This is a genomic window from Phaeobacter sp. CC-HEC084 (genome assembly GCF_059429255.1).
Genome location: NZ_JCAIJQ010000009.1, coordinates 1222175 through 1242689, shown reverse-complemented (window position 1 = coordinate 1242689; position 20515 = coordinate 1222175). Strand labels below are relative to the sequence as shown.

Below are 20515 nucleotides of genomic sequence, written 5' to 3'. Positions count from 1 at the left end.
TAAGGGCCGGAGGGCGCAAGCAGAAATTTTCGATTCCGGGCGGTTTTTTCAAAAAACCTTCATGCGCCCATGTTTTAAGCGATTTGATGGGCCTGAGGCACGATCAGGTGGTGGCTTTTCTGCGGATTACGGGCAGGCGCAGGGCCAGAAGTGTAAGAATCACGGCCAGATAGGCCAGCGGTTCGATCTGAAACCCTTTGACCAACATCACATAGTGCAGCGCCCCAAGGGCAATGGCCGGATACGTCAGGCGATGCAGAATGCGCCAGCGCGGACCGAGTCGGCGCACAGAGGCATTGTTCGATGTCACCGCGAGCGGCAGGAGCAGCACAAAGGCCGCCATGCCGATGCTGATATAGGGACGTTTCAGGATATCAGCGAGAATCTGGGATGGGATCTGCACATCCAGCAGCAGCCACACCAAAAGGTGGCACAGCACATATATAAAGGAGAGGACCCCCAGCGCCCGGCGGAACCGCATCAGGTTCAGCCCGGCGTAACGGCGCAAGGGGGTCACCGCCAGCACCGCCACCAGCAACTTCAGCGCCAGTTCGCCATATTCGTGCTCCAGCGCCTTGACCGGCTCAACACCAAGGCCGCCGGTCAGCCCCAGAAAGAACAGCGCCGGCACCGGCAGGAGGCCCAGAAGATAGACACTCCAAACCGGAACACGGCGCAGCAGCTGGTTCAGGCCATCCATCAGAAGTGTTTGGCCAGATCCATCCCCTCGTAAAGAGAGGCGACCTCTTTTTCATAGCCATTGAACATCAGTGTCGGCTCCCGGCCTGCAAAAAGACCGCCGCCGATACGCCGTTCGGTGGCCTGGCTCCAGCGGGGGTGATCCACCTTTGGGTTCACGTTGCTGTAGAACCCGTATTCGCGGGCATTGGCCATGTTCCAGCTGGTCGGCGGTTCCTGATCCGTCACGGTGATGCGCACCACCGATTTGATCGACTTGAAACCGTATTTCCACGGCACCACCAGACGCAGGGGGGCGCCGTTCTGGTTTGGCAGCGGTTTGCCGAAGATGCCGGTGGCCATCAGGGTCAGCGGATGCATGGCCTCATCAAGGCGCAGGCCCTCGCGGTAGGGCCAGTCCAGAACCCGATAGGCGGTGCCCGGCATTTCCGAGGGGCGATAGAGCGTTTCGAAGGCCACGTATTTCGCCCCTTCCTGCACACCCGCCATATTCAGAAGATCCGCCAGTTCGAATCCGTTCCAGGGCACCACCATCGACCAGGCCTCGACACAGCGGAAGCGGTAGATGCGTTCCTCGATCGTCATCTCACTGAGGATCTGCTGAAAGTCATAGGCGCCGGGCCGGTCAACCAGGCCATCGATCCGGACGCTCCAGGGTTCGGTCGTCATCTGTCCGGCATAGGCTGCGGGATCGCCCTTGCCGGTGCCGAATTCGTAGAAGTTGCAATAGCTGGTCACGTCGTCCCAGCTGTTGGGCTCCAGCGTCTCGGCCTTGGCGCCGCCCGCCAGCGTGCTCAGCCCAAGCCCGGCCATGCCCGCCATGATCTGGCGGCGGTTCCAGAAGGCCGCTTCGGGGGTGATATCAGCCTCGGTCAGGGTATTGGTCCAGCGACGTGCCATTGCGGGCTCCTTTTTTCATGTTCGCTACCAGAGCTAGCGCGGGAGAGGCCACGGACCAAAACATATCCTGTCACGACTCCGCGATAGCACTGTAACCTGGCATGATCTCGTTCATCGGACGGGAGGTGCCATCCCCCTGTACGATGCGCACGTGGCGCCGCCGCAGCTGACGCGGCTCGGCCACCCCCACGGAATGGGCGATGGTTTCGACCTCGTTGATCACCTCGCGGGCAAACCGGGCCACGCGCTTGTCCTTATCCTCGACCACCAGACCCTTTTGCAGGCGCGGATCATGGGTGGTGATACCGGTGGGGCAGGTGTTCTTGTTGCATTTGAGCGCCTGAATGCAGCCAAGGGAAAACATGAAGCCGCGCGCCGAGGTCACGAAATCGGCCCCTGCGGCCAACGCCCAAGCCACATCGCCCGGATTGACCAGCTTACCACTGGCGATCAGGCGGATGCGCTCCTTCATCCCGTATTCATCGCGCAGGTTACAGACCATCGGCAGCGCCTCGCGCACCGACATACCGACCAGATCGATCAGCGGCATGGGGGCTGCGCCGGTGCCACCTTCGCCGCCATCGATGGTGATGAAGTCCGGCGCATCATCCGGGCGCGAGGCGATGTTCATGAACATTTCCCGCATCACCGCTTCGGAGCCGACCACCGTTTTGATCCCGACCGGTTTGCCCGTGACCTCGCGCACATGAGAAATCATGTCGAGAAGGTCATCGAACGTTCCGATCTCGGGGTGGCGGTTGGGAGATATACTCGCCTTGCCTTCGGGGATGCCGCGGATCTCGGCAATCTCGGCGTTGACCTTGGCCGCAGGCAGGATGCCGCCCTTACCCGGTTTGGCCCCTTGCGACAGCTTCAGTTCGAACATCCGCACGTTCGGATGTTCGGCCACCTTGCACAGCTTTTCGTCACTCAGGTTGCCGTGTTCATCGCGCACACCGTATTTCGCGGTGCCGATCTGGAAAACAATGTCGCAGCCGCCCTCAAGGTGAAACGGGCTGAGCCCGCCTTCACCGGTGTTCATCCAGACGCCCGCCTCACGCGCGCCGCGACTGAGCGCCCGGACAGCGGGGCGTGACAGGGCGCCGTAGCTCATCCCGGAAATATTGTAAAAGGAGGGCGCCAGATAGGGCACCCGTGCCCCTGCCCCGATCACCATGGGTTCGGAACTGGCGTATTGGTCATCAAGGGGCGGGAAAGGTGCGTTGACGAAGATCGCCGTGCCCGGCACCGAGGTATTGCGGGTCGAGCCGAAGGCGACCGTGTTTCCCTTGCCCTCACTGGCCCGGCTCACCCAGTCGCGCTGCGCCCGGTTGAACGGCAGTTCTTCGCGATCCATGGCAAAGAAATACTGACGGAAGAATTCGCCTAGCGTGCTGAACAGATGCCGGAAGCGTCCGATGACAGGGTAGTTGCGCCGGATCGCATCCTCGGTCTGAAGCCTGTCCACAAGAAACAGGACCAGCAAAAGCAGCCCGACCGCCCCCAGCGCAAAAACAAATGCAAGCGCCAGGAATTCTATGGCATTCGCCGCAATACCCATGCAAAAACTCCTATGTACCTATATATTCAGTGAGGCGCGCGGCCCAGACACCGCCTGCCCTGCCCCAGACTGAGGGGGAACGCCGGGGCGGGCAAGCGAGCTTTGCTCACAAAAGGGAGATATATCATGAATTTTTTCGCAGCCACCGTTGCCGCCACGGCCACCGCCCTGACCCTCGGCGCCAGCGCCCAGGCCGAAGGCATGGTCAGCTACAAAACCACGCTGTCCTTTGACGACGTGACCTTTGGCCTGGAAAGCGCCATCACCGACCGCGGTCTGGTGGTCGATCACATCAGCCACGTGGGCGATATGCTGGAACGCACCCGCGCCGATGTCGGCTCTGACGTCGTTCTGTTCGAAAAGGCTGACGTCTATTCCTTCTGCTCGGCGCAGCTGTCGCGGCAGGTGATGGAAGCCGACCCGATGAACATCATGTTCTGCCCCTATGACATCTTCGTCGCCCAGATCCCCGGCGAGGAAGAGATCACCATCGGCTTCCGTGCCTTCCCCGAGGGCGAGATGCAGGTGATTCAGGAACTGCTGGACGGCATCGCCCGCGAAGCAATCGAGGAATAAGGCGCGGCCCCGTCGCACACATATATATATGTGTGTGTGCGGTCAGCACAGAGATTGCCCGGGACCGGGATTACCGGTTCCGGGCGGGACGCTGCTGTCGGCGGCCCTCGATAAGTCACTAAATTTCATGCTAAATTAATACCGCGAAAATATCTCTTCTTCATCCCGCCTGCCGGGAAATGCATTGCTGAAGAAGAGGTCCAATGTTTTTCAAATTCAAGTCTGCAGAACGCACACAAGAACAAGACGATTTGCTGGGTACATTGGCAGCCATAGAGAAGACACAAGCAGTCATCGAATTCACACCTGACGGAACGATCCTGCGCGCAAACGAGAATTTTCTCTCTTCCCTCGGCTATACCGAACAGGAAATCACCGGCAAGGCCCACAGAATGCTTGTCTCCGCAGACTATGCCAGTGGCCCTCAGTTCCGGGAGTTGTGGCAGGCGCTTGGACAGGGGCAGCATTTCACCGACCAGTTCCCCATGCGGTCCAAATCAGGCGCCGAAGTCTGGATCCAGGCGACCTTTGCACCGGTTCTGGACGCGGCGGGGCAGGTGCGCAAGATCATCAAGCTGGGCACCGACATCACCTACCGCCGCAAGGCGATCCAGGATATTTCGCACGGGCTGGTCGCACTGCGCGACGGCGCGCTGGATCACCGTATTCCAGTCTCTGACATTCCCGACCTTGGCGCCGTGGCCGGAAATTTCAACGCGGCGGTCACGCAGCTGGAAACGGTCATCTCGGCGGTCAAATCCGTGTCGGAAACTGTAGAGCACGCAGCGACTGGCATCAGCCAGTCTTCGGCAGAACTGTCACAGCGCACTGAAACCCAGGCGGCAACCCTGGAACAGACCGCAGCCGCCATTGAAGAGCTGACCACAACCGTCAAATCCGCTGCGCAGGGCGCGCAGGATGTGGAGCGAATCGTGACAGAGGCGCAGACCACCGCCGAGGGCAGCAGCACCGTCGTGCAGGAAGCCATTGATGCGATGGATCAGATCCGCGCCTCCTCGGAAAAGATCTCAACCATTCTGACCGTCATCGACGACATTTCCTTCCAGACCAGCCTGCTGGCGCTCAACGCTGGGGTCGAAGCCGCCCGGGCAGGCGAAGCAGGCCGTGGCTTTGCCGTGGTTGCCTCCGAGGTGCGGGCGCTGGCGAAACGGTCGACCGATGCCGCCGGAGAGATCAAGCTGCTGATCACCGAAAGCTCGGGCCATGTGGTAACGGGCGTCGATCTGGTCGGCCGCGCCGGCGGGGAGCTGAAATCGATCATCCAAAGCGTCAGCACGATTTCCGGCCACGTCAGCGACATCGCACGGGGAACGCAGGAGCAATCCGCGACCCTGTCCGAAATCAACATGGGCATGGGACAGCTGGACGAAGTCACCCAAAGCAATGCCGCAATGGTTGAAGACGCCTCCGGCGCCAGCCAGATCATGGCCAACAACGCTAAAAACCTGTCACAACAAGTGGCTCAGTTCAGAACCGGCCGCGGTGCCGGAGCCGAACGCCGGACCAACGTGGTGCGGTTCAACGCCGCCCAGCGCAGTCAGGCCCCGGTCGCCACACCTTCGGCGGCTACAATCAACGCGACAGCGCAGTCAGCCACACCAGGGAATGTGGAGACCTGGGAAGATTTCTGAACACCTCCCTGACCACATACTAAAGAAAGGCCCGCCAGAGATGGCGGGCCTTCTGTGTTTCTTCCATCAGGACAGACCGGGTGCTTAGTGCACCACGGCATCGTCCGGCTTGGGCCGGTCGGTGGTTCCGATCCGGTCGCCGATGATCAGACCATCCGCCCCGGCAGAAACCGGTACGGTGTCCCCGTCACGAATATCGCCAGCCAGCAGCAATTCGGCCAGCGGGTTCTGCAAGGCACGCTGGATCACGCGCTTCAGCGGGCGGGCACCGAACACCGGATCATAGCCTTCGTCGGCCAGCCAGGTCTGCGCACCTTCATCCAGTTGCAGGGTGATCTTGCGATCGGCCAGACGCTTCTCAAGCCGCTTGAGCTGGATCTTGACGATGCCGTCCATATCGGCGCGGGCCAGACGGTCAAAGATGATCGTCTCGTCCAGACGGTTCAGGAATTCGGGGCGGAAATGCGCCCGCACCGCATCCATAACGTCGCGCTTGGCATCCGATGCATCGGCGCCTTCGGGCAACTGGCTCAGCGCCTGCGCGCCAAGGTTCGACGTCAGGATGATCAGCGTCTGCTTGAAGTCCACGGTGCGACCCTGACCATCGGTCAGCATACCGTCATCCAGAACCTGCAAGAGCACGTTGAACACATCCGGATGCGCCTTTTCGACCTCGTCGAACAGAACCACCTGATAAGGACGCCGCCGCACGGCCTCGGTCAGCACGCCGCCTTCCTCATATCCGACATAGCCCGGAGGAGCACCGATCAGACGCGCAACCGCGTGTTTCTCCATGAACTCGGACATGTCGATGCGCACCATCGCATTGTCGTCATCAAAGAGGAACTCAGCCACGGCCTTGGTCAGTTCGGTCTTACCGACACCGGTCGGCCCGAGGAACAGGAAGCTGCCCAGCGGACGGTTCTCATCGTTGAGCCCCGCACGTGCCCGGCGCACCGCATTGGCCACCGCCGTCACGGCAGAGTTCTGACCAATCACGCGAGCATGCAGGTCGTCTTCCATCCGCAGCAGTTTCTCGCGCTCACCTTCCAGCATCTTGGAGGTCGGGATCCCGGTCCAGCGCTCGACAACACCGGCGATCTGCTCGGGGCGGACGGCCTCTTCGACCATCAGACCCTGCTGTTCCTTCTCCTCGGCCTCGGCCAGCTGTTTTTCCAGCCCCGGGATGACGCCATAGGACAGTTCACCCGCACGGGCGAGGTTGCCTTCGCGTTTGGCGATATCCAGTTCAGCGCGCGCCTTGTCGAGCTGCTCTTTCAGATCACGGGCGCCGGCCAGCTTGTCACGTTCGGCCTGCCACTGGGCGGTCATCTCTGCGGATTGCTCCTGCAGGTTCGACAGCTCTTTCTGCAGCGTTTCCAAACGATCACGCGAGGCGGCATCGTCTTCCAGCTTCAGCGCCTCTTCCTCGATCTGCATCTGCAGGATCTGGCGGTCAAGCGCGTCCAGCTCTTCGGGCTTGCTGTCCACCTGCATGCGCAGACGGCTGGCAGCTTCGTCCATCAGGTCGATGGCCTTGTCCGGCAGGAAACGGTCGGTGATATAACGATTCGACAGGGTCGCCGCCGCCACCAGGGCCGCATCGGCGATGCGCACACCGTGGTGCAACTCATACTTTTCCTTGATACCGCGCAGGATCGAAATGGTGTCCTCCACCGTCGGTTCAGAGACCATCACAGGCTGGAACCGGCGGGCAAGGGCCGCGTCCTTTTCGACATACTTGCGGTATTCATCCAGAGTGGTTGCGCCGATGCAGTGCAGCTCACCCCGTGCAAGCGCAGGCTTGATCAGGTTGGCCGCATCCATTGCACCATCGGATTTGCCCGCCCCCACAAGAGTGTGCATCTCGTCGATGAACAGGATGATCTCACCGGCGGCTTCAGTCACTTCGGTCAGAACAGCCTTCAGGCGTTCTTCAAACTCACCGCGGTACTTCGCACCGGCGATCAGCGCCCCCATGTCCAGCGCCAGAAGCTGCTTGTCGCGCAGGCTCTCAGGCACATCGCCATTGACGATGCGCAGCGCCATGCCCTCGGCGATGGCAGTCTTACCGACGCCCGGCTCACCGATCAGCACCGGGTTGTTCTTGGTGCGGCGGCTCAGCACCTGCATGGCGCGGCGGATTTCCTCGTCCCGGCCAATGATCGGGTCGATCTTCCCCTCGCGGGCGGCTTCGGTCAGGTCGCGGGCGTATTTCTTCAGCGCGTCATAGCCTTCTTCGGCCGTGGCGCTGTCGGCGGTGCGGCCCTTGCGAATGTCGTTGATCGCCTCGTTCAGCTTCTGGGCAGAAACATTGCCTGCCTCCAGCGCGTCCTTGGCCTTGGATTTCACCATGCAAAGCGCCATCAGGACACGCTCGACCGGGACAAAACTGTCGCCTGCCTTGTCTGCAATCTTGGCGGCTTCATCCAGCACCTTGGCGGTCTGCTGATCCAGATACATCTGGCTGCCGTCGCCGCTGACCTTGGGCAACTTGGCAACAGCCGCATCCGCAGATCCGGCAACCTGGGTGGCATCGCCGCCCGCGCGGGTGATCAGGTTGGCAGCAAGCCCCTGATCGTCATCCATCAAAGCTTTCAAAAGGTGCTCGGGCACCATGCGCTGGTGCTCTTCGCGCAGTGCAATTGTCTGCGCCGCCTGCACGAAACCGCGTGCACGCTCAGTGAACTTGGTCAAGTCCATCTCTCTCTCCTTTTACAAGCGCCCGATCAATATGGCAGCGCCCGCTTTGCGGCACGCCCCGGTCCGGGCCTCACACTCCAATTTGGGAGGTCTCGCCCCCTCTTCAAGAGCATATTGACCGCAAAGAGATGCAAAATCTCTGACCTCAATCAAATTCTCATGGGCAGGCGCTGCGCCAAATGCCTTGTTTTTTAGGCTTTCCCAACCGCCCCGTGCGGATTAGGAAAGCGCAATTCCGCATCCCCTGTCACGTTTTCACAAAACCGGAGACCCGCCATGTCTGCCACTGCCCCGATTGCCGACGACCGCCTGATCGTTGCCATGGACGTTCCCAACGCAATCGAAGGATTGAAACTGGCCGAGCGGCTTGGCGATGCGGTGTCCTTTTACAAGATCGGTCTTGGCATGCTGACCGGCGGCGGGCTGGCGCTGGCGAATGAGATGAAGCAGGAGCTGGGCAAGCGGATCTTCCTCGATATGAAACTGTTCGACATCGGCGCCACGGTGGAAAACGCCGTGCGCGGGCTGGCGCAGTTCGATCTGGATTTCCTGACAGTGCATGGCGACCCCTATGTGGTGCGCGCGGCCAAGGAAGGCGCGGCAGGCAAGGACATGAAGATCCTCGCCGTCACCATCCTGACCTCGCTGGATCGCGATGACCTTGATGGGGCGCTGATCAAACCCGGAGAAATCCGCGATCTGGTGCAGGAGCGTGCAGGAAATGCCTTTGCCGCCGGAGCCGACGGGGTGATCGCCAGCCCGCAGGAAGCCGCCCTGATCCGCGCCCTGCCCGAGGCAGCGGGCAAGCTGATCGTCACCCCCGGCGTGCGCCCGGCCGGTGCGGATCTGGGAGACCAGAAACGCGTTGCCACCCCGGCCAGCGCCATTGCCGATGGCGCCGATCACATCGTTGTCGGTCGCCCGATCTGGAAGGCAGCAGACCCGCGCAAGGCCGCCGAAGACATTCTGTCCGAGCTGCGCAGTCTGTAATTCAGCGAGCCGCATTGCGGCTGAACGCAGTCCCAATAACCGTATCAGGGGTGGCGGTCAGTGCGTCCGTCTTGGCCGCCGCGCCCATCCGGCAAACCTTACCACTGCGGTTTGCCCAATTTTCAGGCAGAATTTGCACGACATGGTCGGCAAAATATTTCCCGCTGAAATTTCCTGAAAACTGCCCTGACCCTACGTCAACCTCATAATATTTAACTAGAATACCAAAACTGGCCTCCCCAGAGCCGCCACACAGCTGTGCCCGGAAAAGCACAGGCTGTGGCAGAGCGTCCATTTCGGGGAAGCGCAAAATTTGCGTCAGGGAGTCGGATCGGCGATTCTGGTCTCAACACTCCCCAGACGAACTCTTCTTCCTGAGGTTCGTCACCTGCCCCCGCCGTTTCGCGCGGGGGATTTTTCTTGAAAAACCTCCACAGCGCCCGACGCTAAGCTCTGGCCTCGCTCAGATAGCCCTGCAGCTGTTCGGCGAAATGCGGCACAGCAAGGGGATGTTCGCAATACTCCCGCGGATCCATCAGAGCCCACCGCTGCCCTTCCGAACCCAATCGGATGTCCGACACCAATCCCGCAGGCTGATGGGAGACAAAGAACCAGACATATCCGCGCGGTCGACTGTAGCGGCGCGACCAGACCAGATCAGACGGGGCCAGTTGCAGCCCGATCTCTTCCTCGGTTTCTCTCAGCGCGCAAACCTCGGGGCTTTCCTCTTGCTCCCGTCCGCCGCCGGGCAGATCCCAATGACCGGGATAGGGAATGTCGGGCTTATCATCGCGCAGGATGACCACGATTTTCTGGCCCAGAAACAAAGCCAGTTTTGCACCTGAAAATGTCATGACATGAACATGGCCCCGCGATGGCCTAAAGACAATATTGCCGGGCCGGAGTAAACTCATCCTGCACCGTTTCAACGAAGCCCCCTACCCGCCTGCCATGCCCGCCTCATCCACATCTTCGCAGTCTTCCGCCCTGTGCCGAGACTGCCTGCGCCAGATCGCACCGCCGCAGCGGCGCCCACTGCGTTGCCCGGCCTGCGGCAGTCCGCGCGTCAAGGTGCATGACGAGCTGTTTTCGCTGACCATCGCCCATATGGATTGCGATGCCTTCTATGCCAGCGTTGAGAAACGCAATGACCCGGCACTGGCCGACAAGCCGGTGATCATCGGCGGCGGGCGGCGCGGGGTGGTCTCCACCGCCTGCTATGTGGCGCGTATCCGCGGCGTCAAATCCGCGATGCCGATGTTTCAGGCGCTGAAGCTCTGCCCCGACGCGGTGGTGATCAAACCCCGGATGCAGGTCTATGCCGAGGTGAGCCGCGCCGTACGCGAAATGATGAACGAGTTGACGCCGGATGTGGAACCGCTGTCACTGGACGAAGCCTTCATGGATCTGTCCGGCACCGAAAAACTGCACGGGGCGCCGCCCGCCGTGATGCTGGCGCGGTTGGTCAAACGCATGAAGGACGAGTTGGGAATCACCGGCTCGATCGGCCTCAGCCACAACAAGTTCCTGGCCAAGGTTGCCTCAGATCTGGACAAGCCGCGCGGATTTTCGGTGATCGGCAAGGCAGAGACCGCAGATTTCCTGCACGACAAACCGGTGCGGCTGATCTGGGGCATTGGTCCTGCGGCGCAGGCTTCGCTGGACAAGGCGGGGATTCGCACTTTTGCCGATCTTCTGCGCTGGGAGCGGCAGGATCTGCACGCCCGCTTCGGCTCGATGGGCGACCGCTTGTGGCATCTGGCCCGGGGCGAGGACCGGCGCCGGGTGTCGGCCAATGCACCGGTGAAATCGATCTCCAAGGAAACAACGTTTTTTGAGGATACAGCCAATACCGAAGTTCTGGACGGCCACCTATGGCGGCTGGCGACGCAGGTCTCGGACCGGGCCAAGGCCAAGGAAAAAGCGGGACGCGTGGTAACGCTGAAACTGAAACGGGCCAATCATTCGGCCCTGACCCGCCGCATCGCCCTGCGCAGCCCCACCCAGATGGCCGATACGATCTATCGCACCGCGCGCGCCCTGTTGGATCAGGTGGGCGATCAGGGTCCCTATCGCCTGCTTGGCTGCGGCATTTCCGATCTGGTGCCCGCCGATCAGGCCGATGTCACCGGCGACCTTCTGGACCCGCAGGCCAGCCAGCGCGCCGGAGCCGAACGGGCCAGCGACGCCATCCGCAAACGGTTTGGAGATGGCGCCATCCTGAAAGGGCGCGCCCTGCGCTAGAATCGGTCCTGCCCGGATCCGCAGCGGTTCTTATTCAGCGGCAAGCGGGCGCTGTTCCTGCACCGAATCTGTCATCGCGGCGATGACACCGCGCAGCGCGTCCTGAAGGATGGCGAAATTGCCATTGGGCCGGATCGTGGCCTCATCCATATAAAGGGAACGGTCGATTTCCACCTGGATCGCGTGCTGATTGCGCGACGGGCGGCCATAGGCCTGGGTGATATAGGCCCCGGCAAAGGGCGCATTGCGGGCCACCCGCAAACCGACACTGGTAAAGGCGGCTTCGACGCGATCAACGATCTCACCCGCCGCCGCAGCCCCAAACCGATCCCCCAGTACCACGTCCGGCATCTGCCCCGACCGGGTGGGCATGGTTTCCAGCGCTTCGTGCGGCATCGAGTGACAATCGATCAGAATCGCATGGCCAAACCCGATATGGGCCTGATCCAGCAATCCCTGCAGCGCCCGATGATAGGGCCGCCAGTAGCTGTCGATGCGCCTGCGGGCCTCGGTCAGGGGCAGTTTACCCCGGTAGATCGCCTGCCCGCCCGCAACGACCCGGGGAATCACCCCCAGTCCCGAGGCCACGCGGGGATTCTGGCCGCGCCGCATCACCCCTTCGATCAGCGCCGGGTCCAACTCCTCCGGAGAGCGGTTCAAATCCAGATAGGCGCGCGGCTTTACCGCTCTTAGGAGCGGCGCACCATATTCAGGCGCTGCAGCAAAAAGCCGGTCGACAAAGGCATCTTCGGAACTGCGGATCCGATGCGGATCGAGAATCGATTGCTCAAGGAACTGCGGCGGGTAATCGGCGCCACTATGAGGCGATGCAAAAACGATTGCTGACCGCAGATTTTGCGGCGACATGACAGAAAATGCTGCGTCGGACATCCCGGCTCCGGCCCCTTAGATCTAAAAACAGCATAGACTGGAAATTTCTGGGGTCAAAAGCTCTTGCACCCCTCCGCGACTCTTATTATAGACCCCTTCACCGGCGCGGCATCCCGCGCCCCGTTTGTTTCTGGGGCAGGATGTTGCAAGGGTTTCATGGGCGATTAGCTCAGCGGTAGAGCACTTCGTTGACATCGAAGGGGTCACAAGTTCGAACCTTGTATCGCCCACCATGAATTCATTGTTTTGGCCCACGGGTCGGAACACCCGCTAACCCAGGCGCTGGTTCGCGCCGCAGAACAGGAGAAGGACCATGAAGGTCAAGAACTCGCTCCGCTCGCTCAAGAACCGGCACCGTGACTGCCGCGTTGTGCGTCGCAAGGGCCGCGTCTACGTGATCAACAAGACCCAGCGCCGCTTCAAAGCGCGTCAGGGCTAAGATCCACCAGACCGGATCTGGGACTGCACGACAGTCACAGCGTATTTTGAAAACCGCATCTTAGGATGCGGTTTTTTGCGTTTTAGCGGCGGCGCTTACCGAAACGAGCCGATACGACCTTGCCCACTGACCCGCAGCCAACCTGTAAATTTTCTCCAAGTAAAATTGTCAGTTTTTGTTTTCTTCCGCTTCGGAATCCTATAATCGACTAAATCAGTCGGAAAGACATACCGAAGCTTGATGGGAGTAACCATGTTGAAAGCGACCACGATACTGGCAGGCGCTCTGGCCGCCACCATTGCAACCTCTGCCGCCGCCGAGGGAGAGGTGAACCTCTATTCCTCGCGCCATTACGACACCGATGAACGCCTTTATTCGGACTTCGAAGAGGCAACCGGCATCCGCATCAACCGGATCGAAGGTAAGGCGGATGAGCTGATTGCCCGCATGCAGGCCGAGGGCGAGAATTCCCCTGCCGATATCCTGCTGACCGTCGACACCTCGCGTCTGGCCCGCGCCAAGGATGCAGGCGTGCTGCAATCCATCGACAGCGACGTGCTGGAGGCGCGCGTGCCCGGTTACCTGCAGGACGCAGACAACCAGTGGTTCGGCTTTTCCCAGCGCGCCCGGATCATCTTCTACGACAAGGCTGACGTGGCCAACCCGCCGCAGACCTACCTTGATCTGGCCGATCCGGCGTACAAGGGGCTGGTCTGTATCCGCTCCTCGACCAACACCTACAACCAGACCCTGCTGGCCTCGATCATCACCCATCAGGGCAGCGATGTTGCCAAATCCTGGGCCGAAGGCGTGGTTGCCAACATGGCGCGTGATCCGCAAGGTGGTGACACCGACCAGCTGCGCGGCATCGTTTCGGGCGAATGCGAAATTTCCGTGGCGAACAGCTATTACTTTGCCCGCTCGATCCGCAAAGACGTCAAAGGCCTCTCCGATTCGCGTGACATGATCGGCTGGATCTTCCCGGCGCAGAACGAACAAGGCGCGCATATGAACCTGTCCGGTGGCGGCGTTGCGGCACATGCCCCGAACCGCGATAACGCGATCAAGTTCCTCGAGTATCTCGCCTCGGATCAGGCGCAGCAATATTTCTCGGCGGGCAACGACGAATACCCGGCCGTGCCGGGCGTGGGCCTCGCCCCCAGCATCGCTGCCCTTGGCCATTTCAAACCCGACGACATCAACCTGTCCGACGTGGCCAAGAACATCCCCGAAGCACAGAAGATCTTTGATGCGGTAGGCTGGAAATAATCCACCTCAGGATGATTCGAATTTTAAAAAAGGCGCGAGGCCCCCTCGCGCCTTTTTGTCCTTTTTGAGAGTCGCAGATGGTCAGAATGTCTCAACTCAAGACCCGGATTTTCAGAATCGGCCATTGCCCGCTCCCAAAATGATCCTTTAGCGCCTTTACGCCTGCAATCCGGCAACTTTGTTGCTGAATTTCTGGACCTGCACCCTACTGCCGCCTATAGATTTGCGGAATTTTCAAGTGAGGGGTTAAAGGCACATGCAGGGTTTCCGGGATATCGCACGACAAGGAACCATGCTGTGAAAAGGGTGCCTGTCACGATTATCAGCGGTTACCTCGGCGCAGGTAAAACCAGCCTCATCAATCGCATCCTCGCCGAGTCGCACGGGCTGGACTTGGCCGTCATCGTCAACGATTTCGGCGCCATCAACATCGACGCCGATCTGATCCGCGATACGGAAAACGGCACCATCGCCCTGACCAATGGTTGCATCTGTTGCACCATGGGAACGGATCTGGCACTGACGCTACGGCAAATCCTGGATCGGCCGGAACAGCCGGGCCATCTGGTGATCGAGGCCAGCGGCATCTCCGATCCAGTCGCCATCGCAAATACCGTCATGGGCGAAAGCGGCTTTAGCTATGCCGGCATTGTCACCGTGGTGGATGGGCTCAATGCCGATACCCTTCTGCAGGATGAAGAGATTGCCCCCCAGGTGCTGCAGCAAATCCGCGCCGCTGACCTGGTTCTGGTCTCCAAATGCGAAGATATTGATGCGGATCTGGCTGACCAATTGAAGGCCGCGGGGGCGCGCACGCCTACGGTTCTGGATGGTGCGCCAGTTTCTGATCTCCTGTTTGACGTCGTGCCCCTGCCCAAAGGCCGCTCCGTGGCCGCGCATCCCGCCTATGCCACTTGGCAACATCAAAGCCGCGACGTTCTGGATCGCCGCGCATTGGGCGACAAACTGGCCAGCCGCCCCGACGGTCTTTACCGCATGAAAGGCTACGTACTGACCACTGGCGGTGCCTATGAGCTGCATATCGTCGGCCGCCATGTCGAAGCCCGTCACTGCGATGCCGACGAAACCCTTCTGGTCGGGCTTGGGCCTGCCGGGCGGATTTCCCCTGAACAAATCGAGGCCTGGTGGACGGGCCAGCCTGACGCTCAGAGCCAGACAGGTGGGCACGCCTAACGGCGGCGTCCAACCTGTCGGCAGATCAGGATCACCGGCAGTAACCCCACCGCCATGATGACCAGCGACGGCACCGCAGCGCCCTCCAGCCGCTCGTCCGAGGCCAGCCGGTAGGCCTGCACCGCCAGCGTATCGTAATTGAATGGCCGCATGATCAGCGTTGCGGGCAGTTCCTTCATCACGTCGACGAAAACGATCAGTAGCGCGGTCAGCAGGCTTGGCGTCAGGATCGGCAGATGCACCCGGCGCAGCATGCCCAGCGGGCTTTGTCCCAGCGACCGGGCAGCCGCATCCATATTGGCGTGTACGGTGGACTGGCCACTCTCATAGGCACCAAGAGCCGCCGCGAGAAACCGCACCATATAGGCGGCCACCAAGAGCCAGATGGATCCGGTGATCAGCAAGCCGGTGCGAATATCAAAGGTCGCCCGCATCCAGGCATCGAGAGCGTTGTCAAAGGCCGCGAAAGGTACCATCAGCCCCACCGCGATCACCCCGCCCGGCACCGCATAGCCCAGCCGTGACATATAGGCCGCGAGTGCAGAACTGCGTCCCGGACGCAGTCGCTGATAAAAGCCAAGGATCACCGCCGCCAGCACGGTGATCACCGCTGCGGTCGAGGCCAGAAGCAAAGAGTTCTGGATGAACCCGATATAACGGCGGCTGAACAGGTCCTGCTCGGATTGCAGCCCCATATTGCACAGGATCACCACCGGCAGCACAAAGCCCAAAACCACCGGAATCGCGCAGAGCACCCAAGCCGCAACGGCGCGCAAACCGGTCAGATCGGCAGGCGGCATTTCAGCGTGATGCTTGCCCGCCTGATGATAGCGCGCCTTGCCGCGGGTGGAGCGTTCCACTACCGCCAGCATCAGCGCAAAGCTGAGAAGGCAGAGCGCCAGCTGCGCCGCCCCGGCGCGATCCGCGAGCGAGAACCAGCTGGTGTAGATCCCTGTGGCAAAGGTCTGCACCCCGAAATAGGACACGGTACCGAAATCGGCGATGGTCTCCATCACCGCCAACAGCACGCCCGAGGCAATCGCCGGCCGCGCCATCGGCAGGCTGACACGCCAGAAGGCCTCCCAGGCACTTTTCCCCAGTGCCCGGGCCGCCAGGAAGGCGCCAGCGCTTTGCTGCAGGAAGGCCGCCCGCGCCAGCAGATAGACATAGGGATAAAGGACGAAGATCAGCATCACCGCCGCCCCACCCGGAGAGCGGATCTCCGGGAACCAGTAATCGCGCGGGCCCCAGCCCGTCACCTGTCGCAGGGTGGTCTGCACGATGCCGGGGTGATCCAGAACAAAGGTATAGGCATAGGCCAGCACATAAGCCGGGAAGGCCAGCGGCAGGACCAACGCGACCTCGAACAGGCGCACGCCAGGAAAACGGGTCATGGTGACAAGCCAGGCCGCCCCGACACCCAGCAACAGGGTTCCAAGTGAGACCAGAACCACCAGCACCACCGTCGTGATCAGGTAGCGTGGCAGCACCGTCCCGGCCAGATGCGCGATGGTATCCGTGCCGCCAACCATCCCCGCCAGCGCCACGGCCAGCATCGGCAGGACGCAAGCCAGCGCCACGACCCAGCCCAGCACGGCAAAGACGCGTGTCCCGGCCTTGCGCCCAAGGCGGCTTCCCTTTGGGGCGTAGTCTGGAGTGTGGCTGGCTTCAGTCATCGGTTGCTCATCGCTTTGGTGGATCCCACTGCGGGTCGGAACACCCCTCTATTTCGATCATTTTTGTCGGAAACTCCAGCAGGAAACTGGCAAGCGCCCTGCCCTGCGGCGAATACGCCCGGCCCCGGTTTCGGATAGAAAAAAGCCGGGCGTCCTTACGGGGCCCGGCTCTCCATGTCTGTGTAAGGCTGCGGATCAGTCGTAGCTGCGCTGATCCTCGATCACCAGCCCGTCCTTGGGCAGGGCACCGGGGGCAACCACTTCGATCTTGCCTTTCAGCTTCAGCACTTCGATCACCGATTTGCCAAACCCGACCTCATCGCCGCCGGTGGCTTCGATCTGAACGGTCATCGCGTCCATTTCGCCGTCACGGGTGGCAATGACGCGCGCCTTGACGATCTCGTCATGCTTGTCGACCAGCGCTGCCACCTGTTCCGGGCGCACGAACATGCCCTTAATCTTGGTGGTCTGATCCGCGCGGCCCATCCAGCCCTTGATCCGCATGTTGGTGCGGCCGCAAGGCGACATCCCGGGCAGAACCGCAGACAGATCGCCAGTGGCAAAACGGATCAGCGGATAATCGGGGTTGAGCGTCGTCACCACGACCTCGCCCACCTCGCCCGGCGCAACAGGGGTGCCCGTGCCGGGTGTCACAATCTCAACGATGACACGCTCGTCAACGATCATGCCTTCCATCGCGGCGCTCTCGTAGGCGATGTTGCCGAGATCAGCCGTTGCATAGCTTTGCAGGCAGGTGATGCCCCGGTCGGCGTATTCCTGACGCAGCGAGGGGAACAGCGCGCCGCCCCCGACCGCCGCCTTGGTATAGCCCAGCTTCACGCCCATGGCATCGGCCTTGTCCAGGATCACCTTGAGGAAATCCGGAGTGCCCGCATAGGCGGTCGCCCCCACATCGCGGGCGGCTGTGACCTGCAATTCGGTCTGACCGGTGCCTGCGGGCAGAACCGCGGCGCCAACGGCGCGGGCGCCGCTTTCGAAGATCATGCCAGCCGGAGTCAGGTGGTAGCCGAAACAGTTTTGCACCACATCGCCAGCGCCAATGCCTGCCGCGTGCAGGAAGCGGCCCATGCGCCACCAGTCATGTTCGCTGCCGCCCGGTTCATAAATCGGACCCGGCGACTGGAAGATATGCGCGAACCCATGCGCCGGTTTCACCGTGAAGCCACCAAAGGGGGCATTCTCGGCCTGGGCGCGGCTCAGCTCGGATTTGCGTAGCACCGGAAGCGCGGCCAGATCCGCAGCCGAGGTGATCGCCGCAGGATCCACATCGGCCAGCGCCGATCCATATCCCGGCGCGGTTTTGGCGCGGGCGATCTGCTCCGGCAGCGCCTTGGCGATATCCGCGGCACGTTCATCCGCCGAGCGGGTTTCAAGAATGTCAAAAAAACTCATGTCCTCATCACCCCGCATCAGCTCAGCCACCGTTTGCGGCGGCGGTAGGACCGCACATCGCGGAAGCTCTTGCGCCCTTCGTCCGACATGCCGAGATAGAATTCCTTCACGTCCGGGTTTTCGCGCAGTTCGGCGGCAGGTCCATCCATCACCACGCGGCCGGATTCCAGGATGTAGCCATAATGCGCAAAGCGCAGCGCCACGTTGGTATTCTGTTCCGCGAGCAGGAAGGTCACGCCTTCGTTTTCGTTGATCGATTTCACGATGCCGAAAATCTGCTCCACCAGCTGCGGCGCCAGACCCATCGAAGGTTCGTCCAGCAGGATGGTTTCCGGGCGGCTCATCAGAGCGCGGCCCATGGCCACCATCTGCTGCTCACCCCCGGAGGTATAGCCAGCCTGGGATTTGCGGCGTTCCTTCAGGCGCGGGAAATAGCTGTAGACCATCTCCAGATCGCGCTGGATATCGCCCTTGCCATCGGCGCGGGTATAGGCGCCGGTCATCAGGTTTTCCTCAACGGTGAGGTGTTCGAAACAATGGCGGCCTTCCATCACCTGGATGACGCCCTTGCGGACCACTTCGGCGGGATCCTGATCGTGCATCACCTCGCCGCGGTATTTGATCGACCCTTTGGTCACTTCACCGCGTTCGGAATGCAGCAGGTTCGAAACCGCCTTCAGTGTCGTTGTCTTGCCGGCGCCATTGCCGCCCAGCAGCGCGGTGATACCGCCTTTTGGAACCTTCAGGCTGACGCCTTTCAGCACGAGGATCACGTGGTTGTAGATCACCTCGATATTGTTGACCTCAAGCAGGGTTTCGGCCTGCACATCGGTGGTGTTTGCTGCGTCGAGCATCAAAGTTTGTCCTCATGCGGTCACGGCCTGTTGCGGCCTGGTCCGGGGCGAGCCGTATTCATTCGCAGGCGCCCGGATCGGTGTCTCTTCGGAGGTGGTGTGGCGGCTGACCGCCACACCGGTTTTGAGTCCGGTCCCGCCCCAAAAGGCGGGACCACGAGCACTATCAGTTGCAGCGCGGTTCGATGTTGTTTTCCGCCGCATAGGAAGCGGAGTCAGCTTCGATCAGCGGCTGGATTACAGCGGTATCGGTCTTCTGGAAGTCCGAGATCAGGCTCCAGGTCTTGGTCTCTGCGTTCCACTGGGTCATGCCGACGAGGCCGGGGCCACCGTGGTTTTCACAGGAAACGTTGAAAGACGGACCGAAGTAGGGCATGCCAAGCGCCGACATACGGGCTTCGGGCATTTCCAGGGCTTCCATGCCATCGCGCATCATCGCCGGGGTGATGTCCTTGGTGCCGTGCATTTCCTGGGCGGTCTTGGCCGCTTCGACAGCCAGCATCGCCGCGTACATGCCACGGTTATAAAGCACATTACCGATCTGATCGCCTGCACCGGCAGCCAGGCCCTTGTCGACAACATATTTCTGCATGTCATCAAACACCGGGAAGTCGCGACCAACGTTGTGGAAGGTCACAGCCTTGTAGCCATTGGCCTTTGCACCGGCGGACAGGACGTCATGCTCGGCACCGGACCACCAAACGCCGATGAAGTTTTCCATCGGGTAGCGGACGTTTGCGGCTTCCTGAATGGCAACCTGGTTCATCACGCCCCAGCCCCACATAACGACATAGTCGGGACGGTCACGGCGGATCTGCAGCCACTGGGACTTCTGCTCCTGACCGGGGTGGTCAACAGGCAGGGTCGACAGTTCGAAACCATGCTTTTTGGACAGCTCTTCCAGGGTGCGGATAGGTTCCTTGCCGTAGGCGGAGTTGTGATACAGCAGGGCGATCTTCTTGCCTTTGATGTCACCACCGTTTTCGTCCAGCAGGTAGGTGATGATACCCGATGCGCCATCCCAGTAGTTTGCCGGGTAGTTGAACACGTTGCCAAAGACCTTGCCGTTGGCAGCCGAGGTCCGGCCATAGCCCATGGTGTGGAGCGGGATGCCGTCAGCAGCGGTTTTGGGGATCAGCTGGTAGGTGATACCGGTGGACAGCGGCTGATACACCAGCGCGCCTTCGCCCTTGGTGGATTCGTAGCATTCCACACCTTTTTCGGTGTTATAGCCGGTCTCGCATTCGATCACCTTCGCCTTGACGCCGCCGATGCCGCCGTCACGCTCGTTCACCAGGGTGAAATAGTCGGCATAGCCATCCGCGAAGGGGATGCCACCTGCGGCGTAGGGGCCGGTGCGGTAGCTCAGCGACGGGAATACGAGATCCGCCATGGCTGGCCCTGCGGCCATCAGCGCGCCCAGCGCCAGAGTGGTCAGTTTAAGTTTCATCGGG

At 61.1% G+C, this 20515-nt stretch carries 18 protein-coding genes and 1 tRNA gene; 8 read left to right on the top strand and 11 right to left on the bottom strand.

All coding sequences use genetic code 11. The annotated features are described in order from the left end of the window. Window positions 1-103: 103 nt before the first annotated feature. The 3 genes from msrQ to AC5SSZ_RS23070 all read right to left on the bottom strand — a co-directional run bounded on the left by msrQ (window position 104) and on the right by AC5SSZ_RS23070 (window position 3160). A complete protein-coding gene (gene msrQ / locus AC5SSZ_RS23080) occupies window positions 104-700 on the bottom strand; it encodes a protein-methionine-sulfoxide reductase heme-binding subunit MsrQ (protein ID WP_495440310.1) in 597 nt (198 codons plus the stop codon). Further along, window positions 700-1599 carry a protein-methionine-sulfoxide reductase catalytic subunit MsrP gene (msrP, locus tag AC5SSZ_RS23075; RefSeq protein ID WP_274829817.1) on the bottom strand — a complete coding sequence of 300 codons (900 nt, stop codon included), beginning with the start codon at window positions 1597-1599 and terminating at the stop codon, window positions 700-702. The genes msrQ and msrP overlap by 1 nt, the downstream gene beginning before the upstream one ends. A gap of 70 nt (window positions 1600-1669) precedes the next feature. Further along, a complete protein-coding gene (locus tag AC5SSZ_RS23070; RefSeq protein ID WP_495440306.1) occupies window positions 1670-3160 on the bottom strand; it encodes an FMN-binding glutamate synthase family protein in 1491 nt (496 codons plus the stop codon). A gap of 126 nt (window positions 3161-3286) precedes the next feature. Between AC5SSZ_RS23070 and AC5SSZ_RS23065 the strand changes: the two genes are divergently transcribed. Next, window positions 3287-3736, top strand: coding sequence for a DUF302 domain-containing protein (locus AC5SSZ_RS23065; RefSeq protein ID WP_368947556.1), 450 nt, complete (start codon window positions 3287-3289; stop codon window positions 3734-3736). Between the two features lie 203 nt (window positions 3737-3939). Next, the gene (locus tag AC5SSZ_RS23060; RefSeq protein ID WP_495440305.1) at window positions 3940-5388 is read left to right on the top strand and encodes a methyl-accepting chemotaxis protein; all 1449 of its coding nucleotides are present in this window, start codon (window positions 3940-3942) and stop codon (window positions 5386-5388) included. An 84-nt stretch (window positions 5389-5472) separates the two neighbouring features. Here AC5SSZ_RS23060 and clpB read toward each other — a convergent pair whose 3' ends face one another. After that, window positions 5473-8091 (bottom strand): ATP-dependent chaperone ClpB, encoded by a 2619-nt coding sequence (clpB, locus tag AC5SSZ_RS23055; protein WP_495440303.1) that lies wholly within the window; start codon window positions 8089-8091, stop codon window positions 5473-5475. 276 nt (window positions 8092-8367) lie between these two features. Between clpB and pyrF the strand changes: the two genes are divergently transcribed. Next, window positions 8368-9081: an orotidine-5'-phosphate decarboxylase gene (gene pyrF, locus AC5SSZ_RS23050; protein WP_274838155.1), complete on the top strand. Its 714-nt coding sequence runs from the start codon at window positions 8368-8370 to the stop codon at window positions 9079-9081. 1 nt (window position 9082) lies between these two features. Here pyrF and AC5SSZ_RS23045 read toward each other — a convergent pair whose 3' ends face one another. After that, the gene (locus AC5SSZ_RS23045) at window positions 9083-9376 is read right to left on the bottom strand and encodes a hypothetical protein (RefSeq protein ID WP_495440301.1); all 294 of its coding nucleotides are present in this window, start codon (window positions 9374-9376) and stop codon (window positions 9083-9085) included. 151 nt (window positions 9377-9527) lie between these two features. Next, on the bottom strand, window positions 9528-9935 hold the full coding sequence (locus tag AC5SSZ_RS23040) for an NUDIX hydrolase (RefSeq protein ID WP_495440300.1): 408 nt from the start codon (window positions 9933-9935) through the stop codon (window positions 9528-9530). Window positions 9936-10032: 97 nt separating this feature from the next. Here AC5SSZ_RS23040 and AC5SSZ_RS23035 point away from each other — a divergent pair, with 97 nt between their 5' ends. Then, complete coding sequence (locus AC5SSZ_RS23035; protein ID WP_495440360.1) at window positions 10033-11325, top strand: DNA polymerase IV; 1293 nt, start codon at window positions 10033-10035, stop codon at window positions 11323-11325. Window positions 11326-11355: 30 nt separating this feature from the next. On the opposite strand, the gene AC5SSZ_RS23030 is transcribed toward AC5SSZ_RS23035, so the two are convergent. After that, the gene (locus tag AC5SSZ_RS23030) at window positions 11356-12216 is read right to left on the bottom strand and encodes an N-formylglutamate amidohydrolase (RefSeq protein ID WP_274833033.1); all 861 of its coding nucleotides are present in this window, start codon (window positions 12214-12216) and stop codon (window positions 11356-11358) included. A gap of 158 nt (window positions 12217-12374) precedes the next feature. Here AC5SSZ_RS23030 and AC5SSZ_RS23025 point away from each other — a divergent pair. From AC5SSZ_RS23025 to AC5SSZ_RS23010, 4 genes are all read left to right on the top strand, one after another. Continuing rightward, window positions 12375-12449: transfer RNA gene (locus tag AC5SSZ_RS23025), tRNA-Val, on the top strand. Window positions 12450-12529: 80 nt separating this feature from the next. Next, window positions 12530-12655 (top strand): type B 50S ribosomal protein L36, encoded by a 126-nt coding sequence (ykgO, locus tag AC5SSZ_RS23020; RefSeq protein ID WP_008562923.1) that lies wholly within the window; start codon window positions 12530-12532, stop codon window positions 12653-12655. A gap of 252 nt (window positions 12656-12907) precedes the next feature. After that, the gene (locus tag AC5SSZ_RS23015; protein WP_065271778.1) at window positions 12908-13924 is read left to right on the top strand and encodes a Fe(3+) ABC transporter substrate-binding protein; all 1017 of its coding nucleotides are present in this window, start codon (window positions 12908-12910) and stop codon (window positions 13922-13924) included. Between the two features lie 297 nt (window positions 13925-14221). Next, entirely contained in the window at window positions 14222-15118 is an 897-nt protein-coding gene (locus AC5SSZ_RS23010) for a CobW family GTP-binding protein (RefSeq protein WP_274833035.1), read from the top strand. Here AC5SSZ_RS23010 and AC5SSZ_RS23005 read toward each other — a convergent pair. The 4 genes from AC5SSZ_RS23005 to AC5SSZ_RS22990 form a co-directional block, all read right to left on the bottom strand. Continuing rightward, window positions 15115-16794, bottom strand: coding sequence for an ABC transporter permease (locus tag AC5SSZ_RS23005; RefSeq protein ID WP_065271780.1), 1680 nt, complete (start codon window positions 16792-16794; stop codon window positions 15115-15117). The two genes, AC5SSZ_RS23010 and AC5SSZ_RS23005, sit on opposite strands and share 4 nt — an antisense overlap. Before the next feature lie 195 nt (window positions 16795-16989). After that, window positions 16990-18207, bottom strand: coding sequence for a phenylacetate--CoA ligase family protein (locus AC5SSZ_RS23000; protein WP_274835304.1), 1218 nt, complete (start codon window positions 18205-18207; stop codon window positions 16990-16992). Between the two features lie 17 nt (window positions 18208-18224). After that, window positions 18225-19061 carry an ABC transporter ATP-binding protein gene (locus tag AC5SSZ_RS22995; RefSeq protein WP_065271781.1) on the bottom strand — a complete coding sequence of 279 codons (837 nt, stop codon included), beginning with the start codon at window positions 19059-19061 and terminating at the stop codon, window positions 18225-18227. Between the two features lie 166 nt (window positions 19062-19227). Then, entirely contained in the window at window positions 19228-20511 is a 1284-nt protein-coding gene (locus tag AC5SSZ_RS22990; RefSeq protein ID WP_065273619.1) for an ABC transporter substrate-binding protein, read from the bottom strand. Between the last annotated feature and the right edge of the window lie 4 nt (window positions 20512-20515).

Coding starts and splice junctions, on each gene's coding strand:
- AC5SSZ_RS23000 (WP_274835304.1), bottom strand. CDS start 18,207: ATGAGTTTTTTTGACATTCTTGAAACCCGCTCGGCGGATGAACGTGCC.
- msrP (WP_274829817.1), bottom strand. CDS start 1,599: ATGGCACGTCGCTGGACCAATACCCTGACCGAGGCTGATATCACCCCC.
- AC5SSZ_RS23070 (WP_495440306.1), bottom strand. CDS start 3,160: ATGGGTATTGCGGCGAATGCCATAGAATTCCTGGCGCTTGCATTTGTT.
- AC5SSZ_RS22995 (WP_065271781.1), bottom strand. CDS start 19,061: ATGCTCGACGCAGCAAACACCACCGATGTGCAGGCCGAAACCCTGCTT.
- AC5SSZ_RS22990 (WP_065273619.1), bottom strand. CDS start 20,511: ATGAAACTTAAACTGACCACTCTGGCGCTGGGCGCGCTGATGGCCGCA.
- AC5SSZ_RS23005 (WP_065271780.1), bottom strand. CDS start 16,794: ATGACTGAAGCCAGCCACACTCCAGACTACGCCCCAAAGGGAAGCCGC.
- AC5SSZ_RS23030 (WP_274833033.1), bottom strand. CDS start 12,216: ATGTCCGACGCAGCATTTTCTGTCATGTCGCCGCAAAATCTGCGGTCA.
- ykgO (WP_008562923.1), top strand. CDS start 12,530: ATGAAGGTCAAGAACTCGCTCCGCTCGCTCAAGAACCGGCACCGTGAC.
- clpB (WP_495440303.1), bottom strand. CDS start 8,091: ATGGACTTGACCAAGTTCACTGAGCGTGCACGCGGTTTCGTGCAGGCG.
- pyrF (WP_274838155.1), top strand. CDS start 8,368: ATGTCTGCCACTGCCCCGATTGCCGACGACCGCCTGATCGTTGCCATG.
- AC5SSZ_RS23045 (WP_495440301.1), bottom strand. CDS start 9,376: ATGGACGCTCTGCCACAGCCTGTGCTTTTCCGGGCACAGCTGTGTGGC.
- AC5SSZ_RS23040 (WP_495440300.1), bottom strand. CDS start 9,935: ATGACATTTTCAGGTGCAAAACTGGCTTTGTTTCTGGGCCAGAAAATC.
- AC5SSZ_RS23065 (WP_368947556.1), top strand. CDS start 3,287: ATGAATTTTTTCGCAGCCACCGTTGCCGCCACGGCCACCGCCCTGACC.
- AC5SSZ_RS23015 (WP_065271778.1), top strand. CDS start 12,908: ATGTTGAAAGCGACCACGATACTGGCAGGCGCTCTGGCCGCCACCATT.
- msrQ (WP_495440310.1), bottom strand. CDS start 700: ATGGATGGCCTGAACCAGCTGCTGCGCCGTGTTCCGGTTTGGAGTGTC.
- AC5SSZ_RS23035 (WP_495440360.1), top strand. CDS start 10,033: ATGCCCGCCTCATCCACATCTTCGCAGTCTTCCGCCCTGTGCCGAGAC.
- AC5SSZ_RS23060 (WP_495440305.1), top strand. CDS start 3,940: ATGTTTTTCAAATTCAAGTCTGCAGAACGCACACAAGAACAAGACGAT.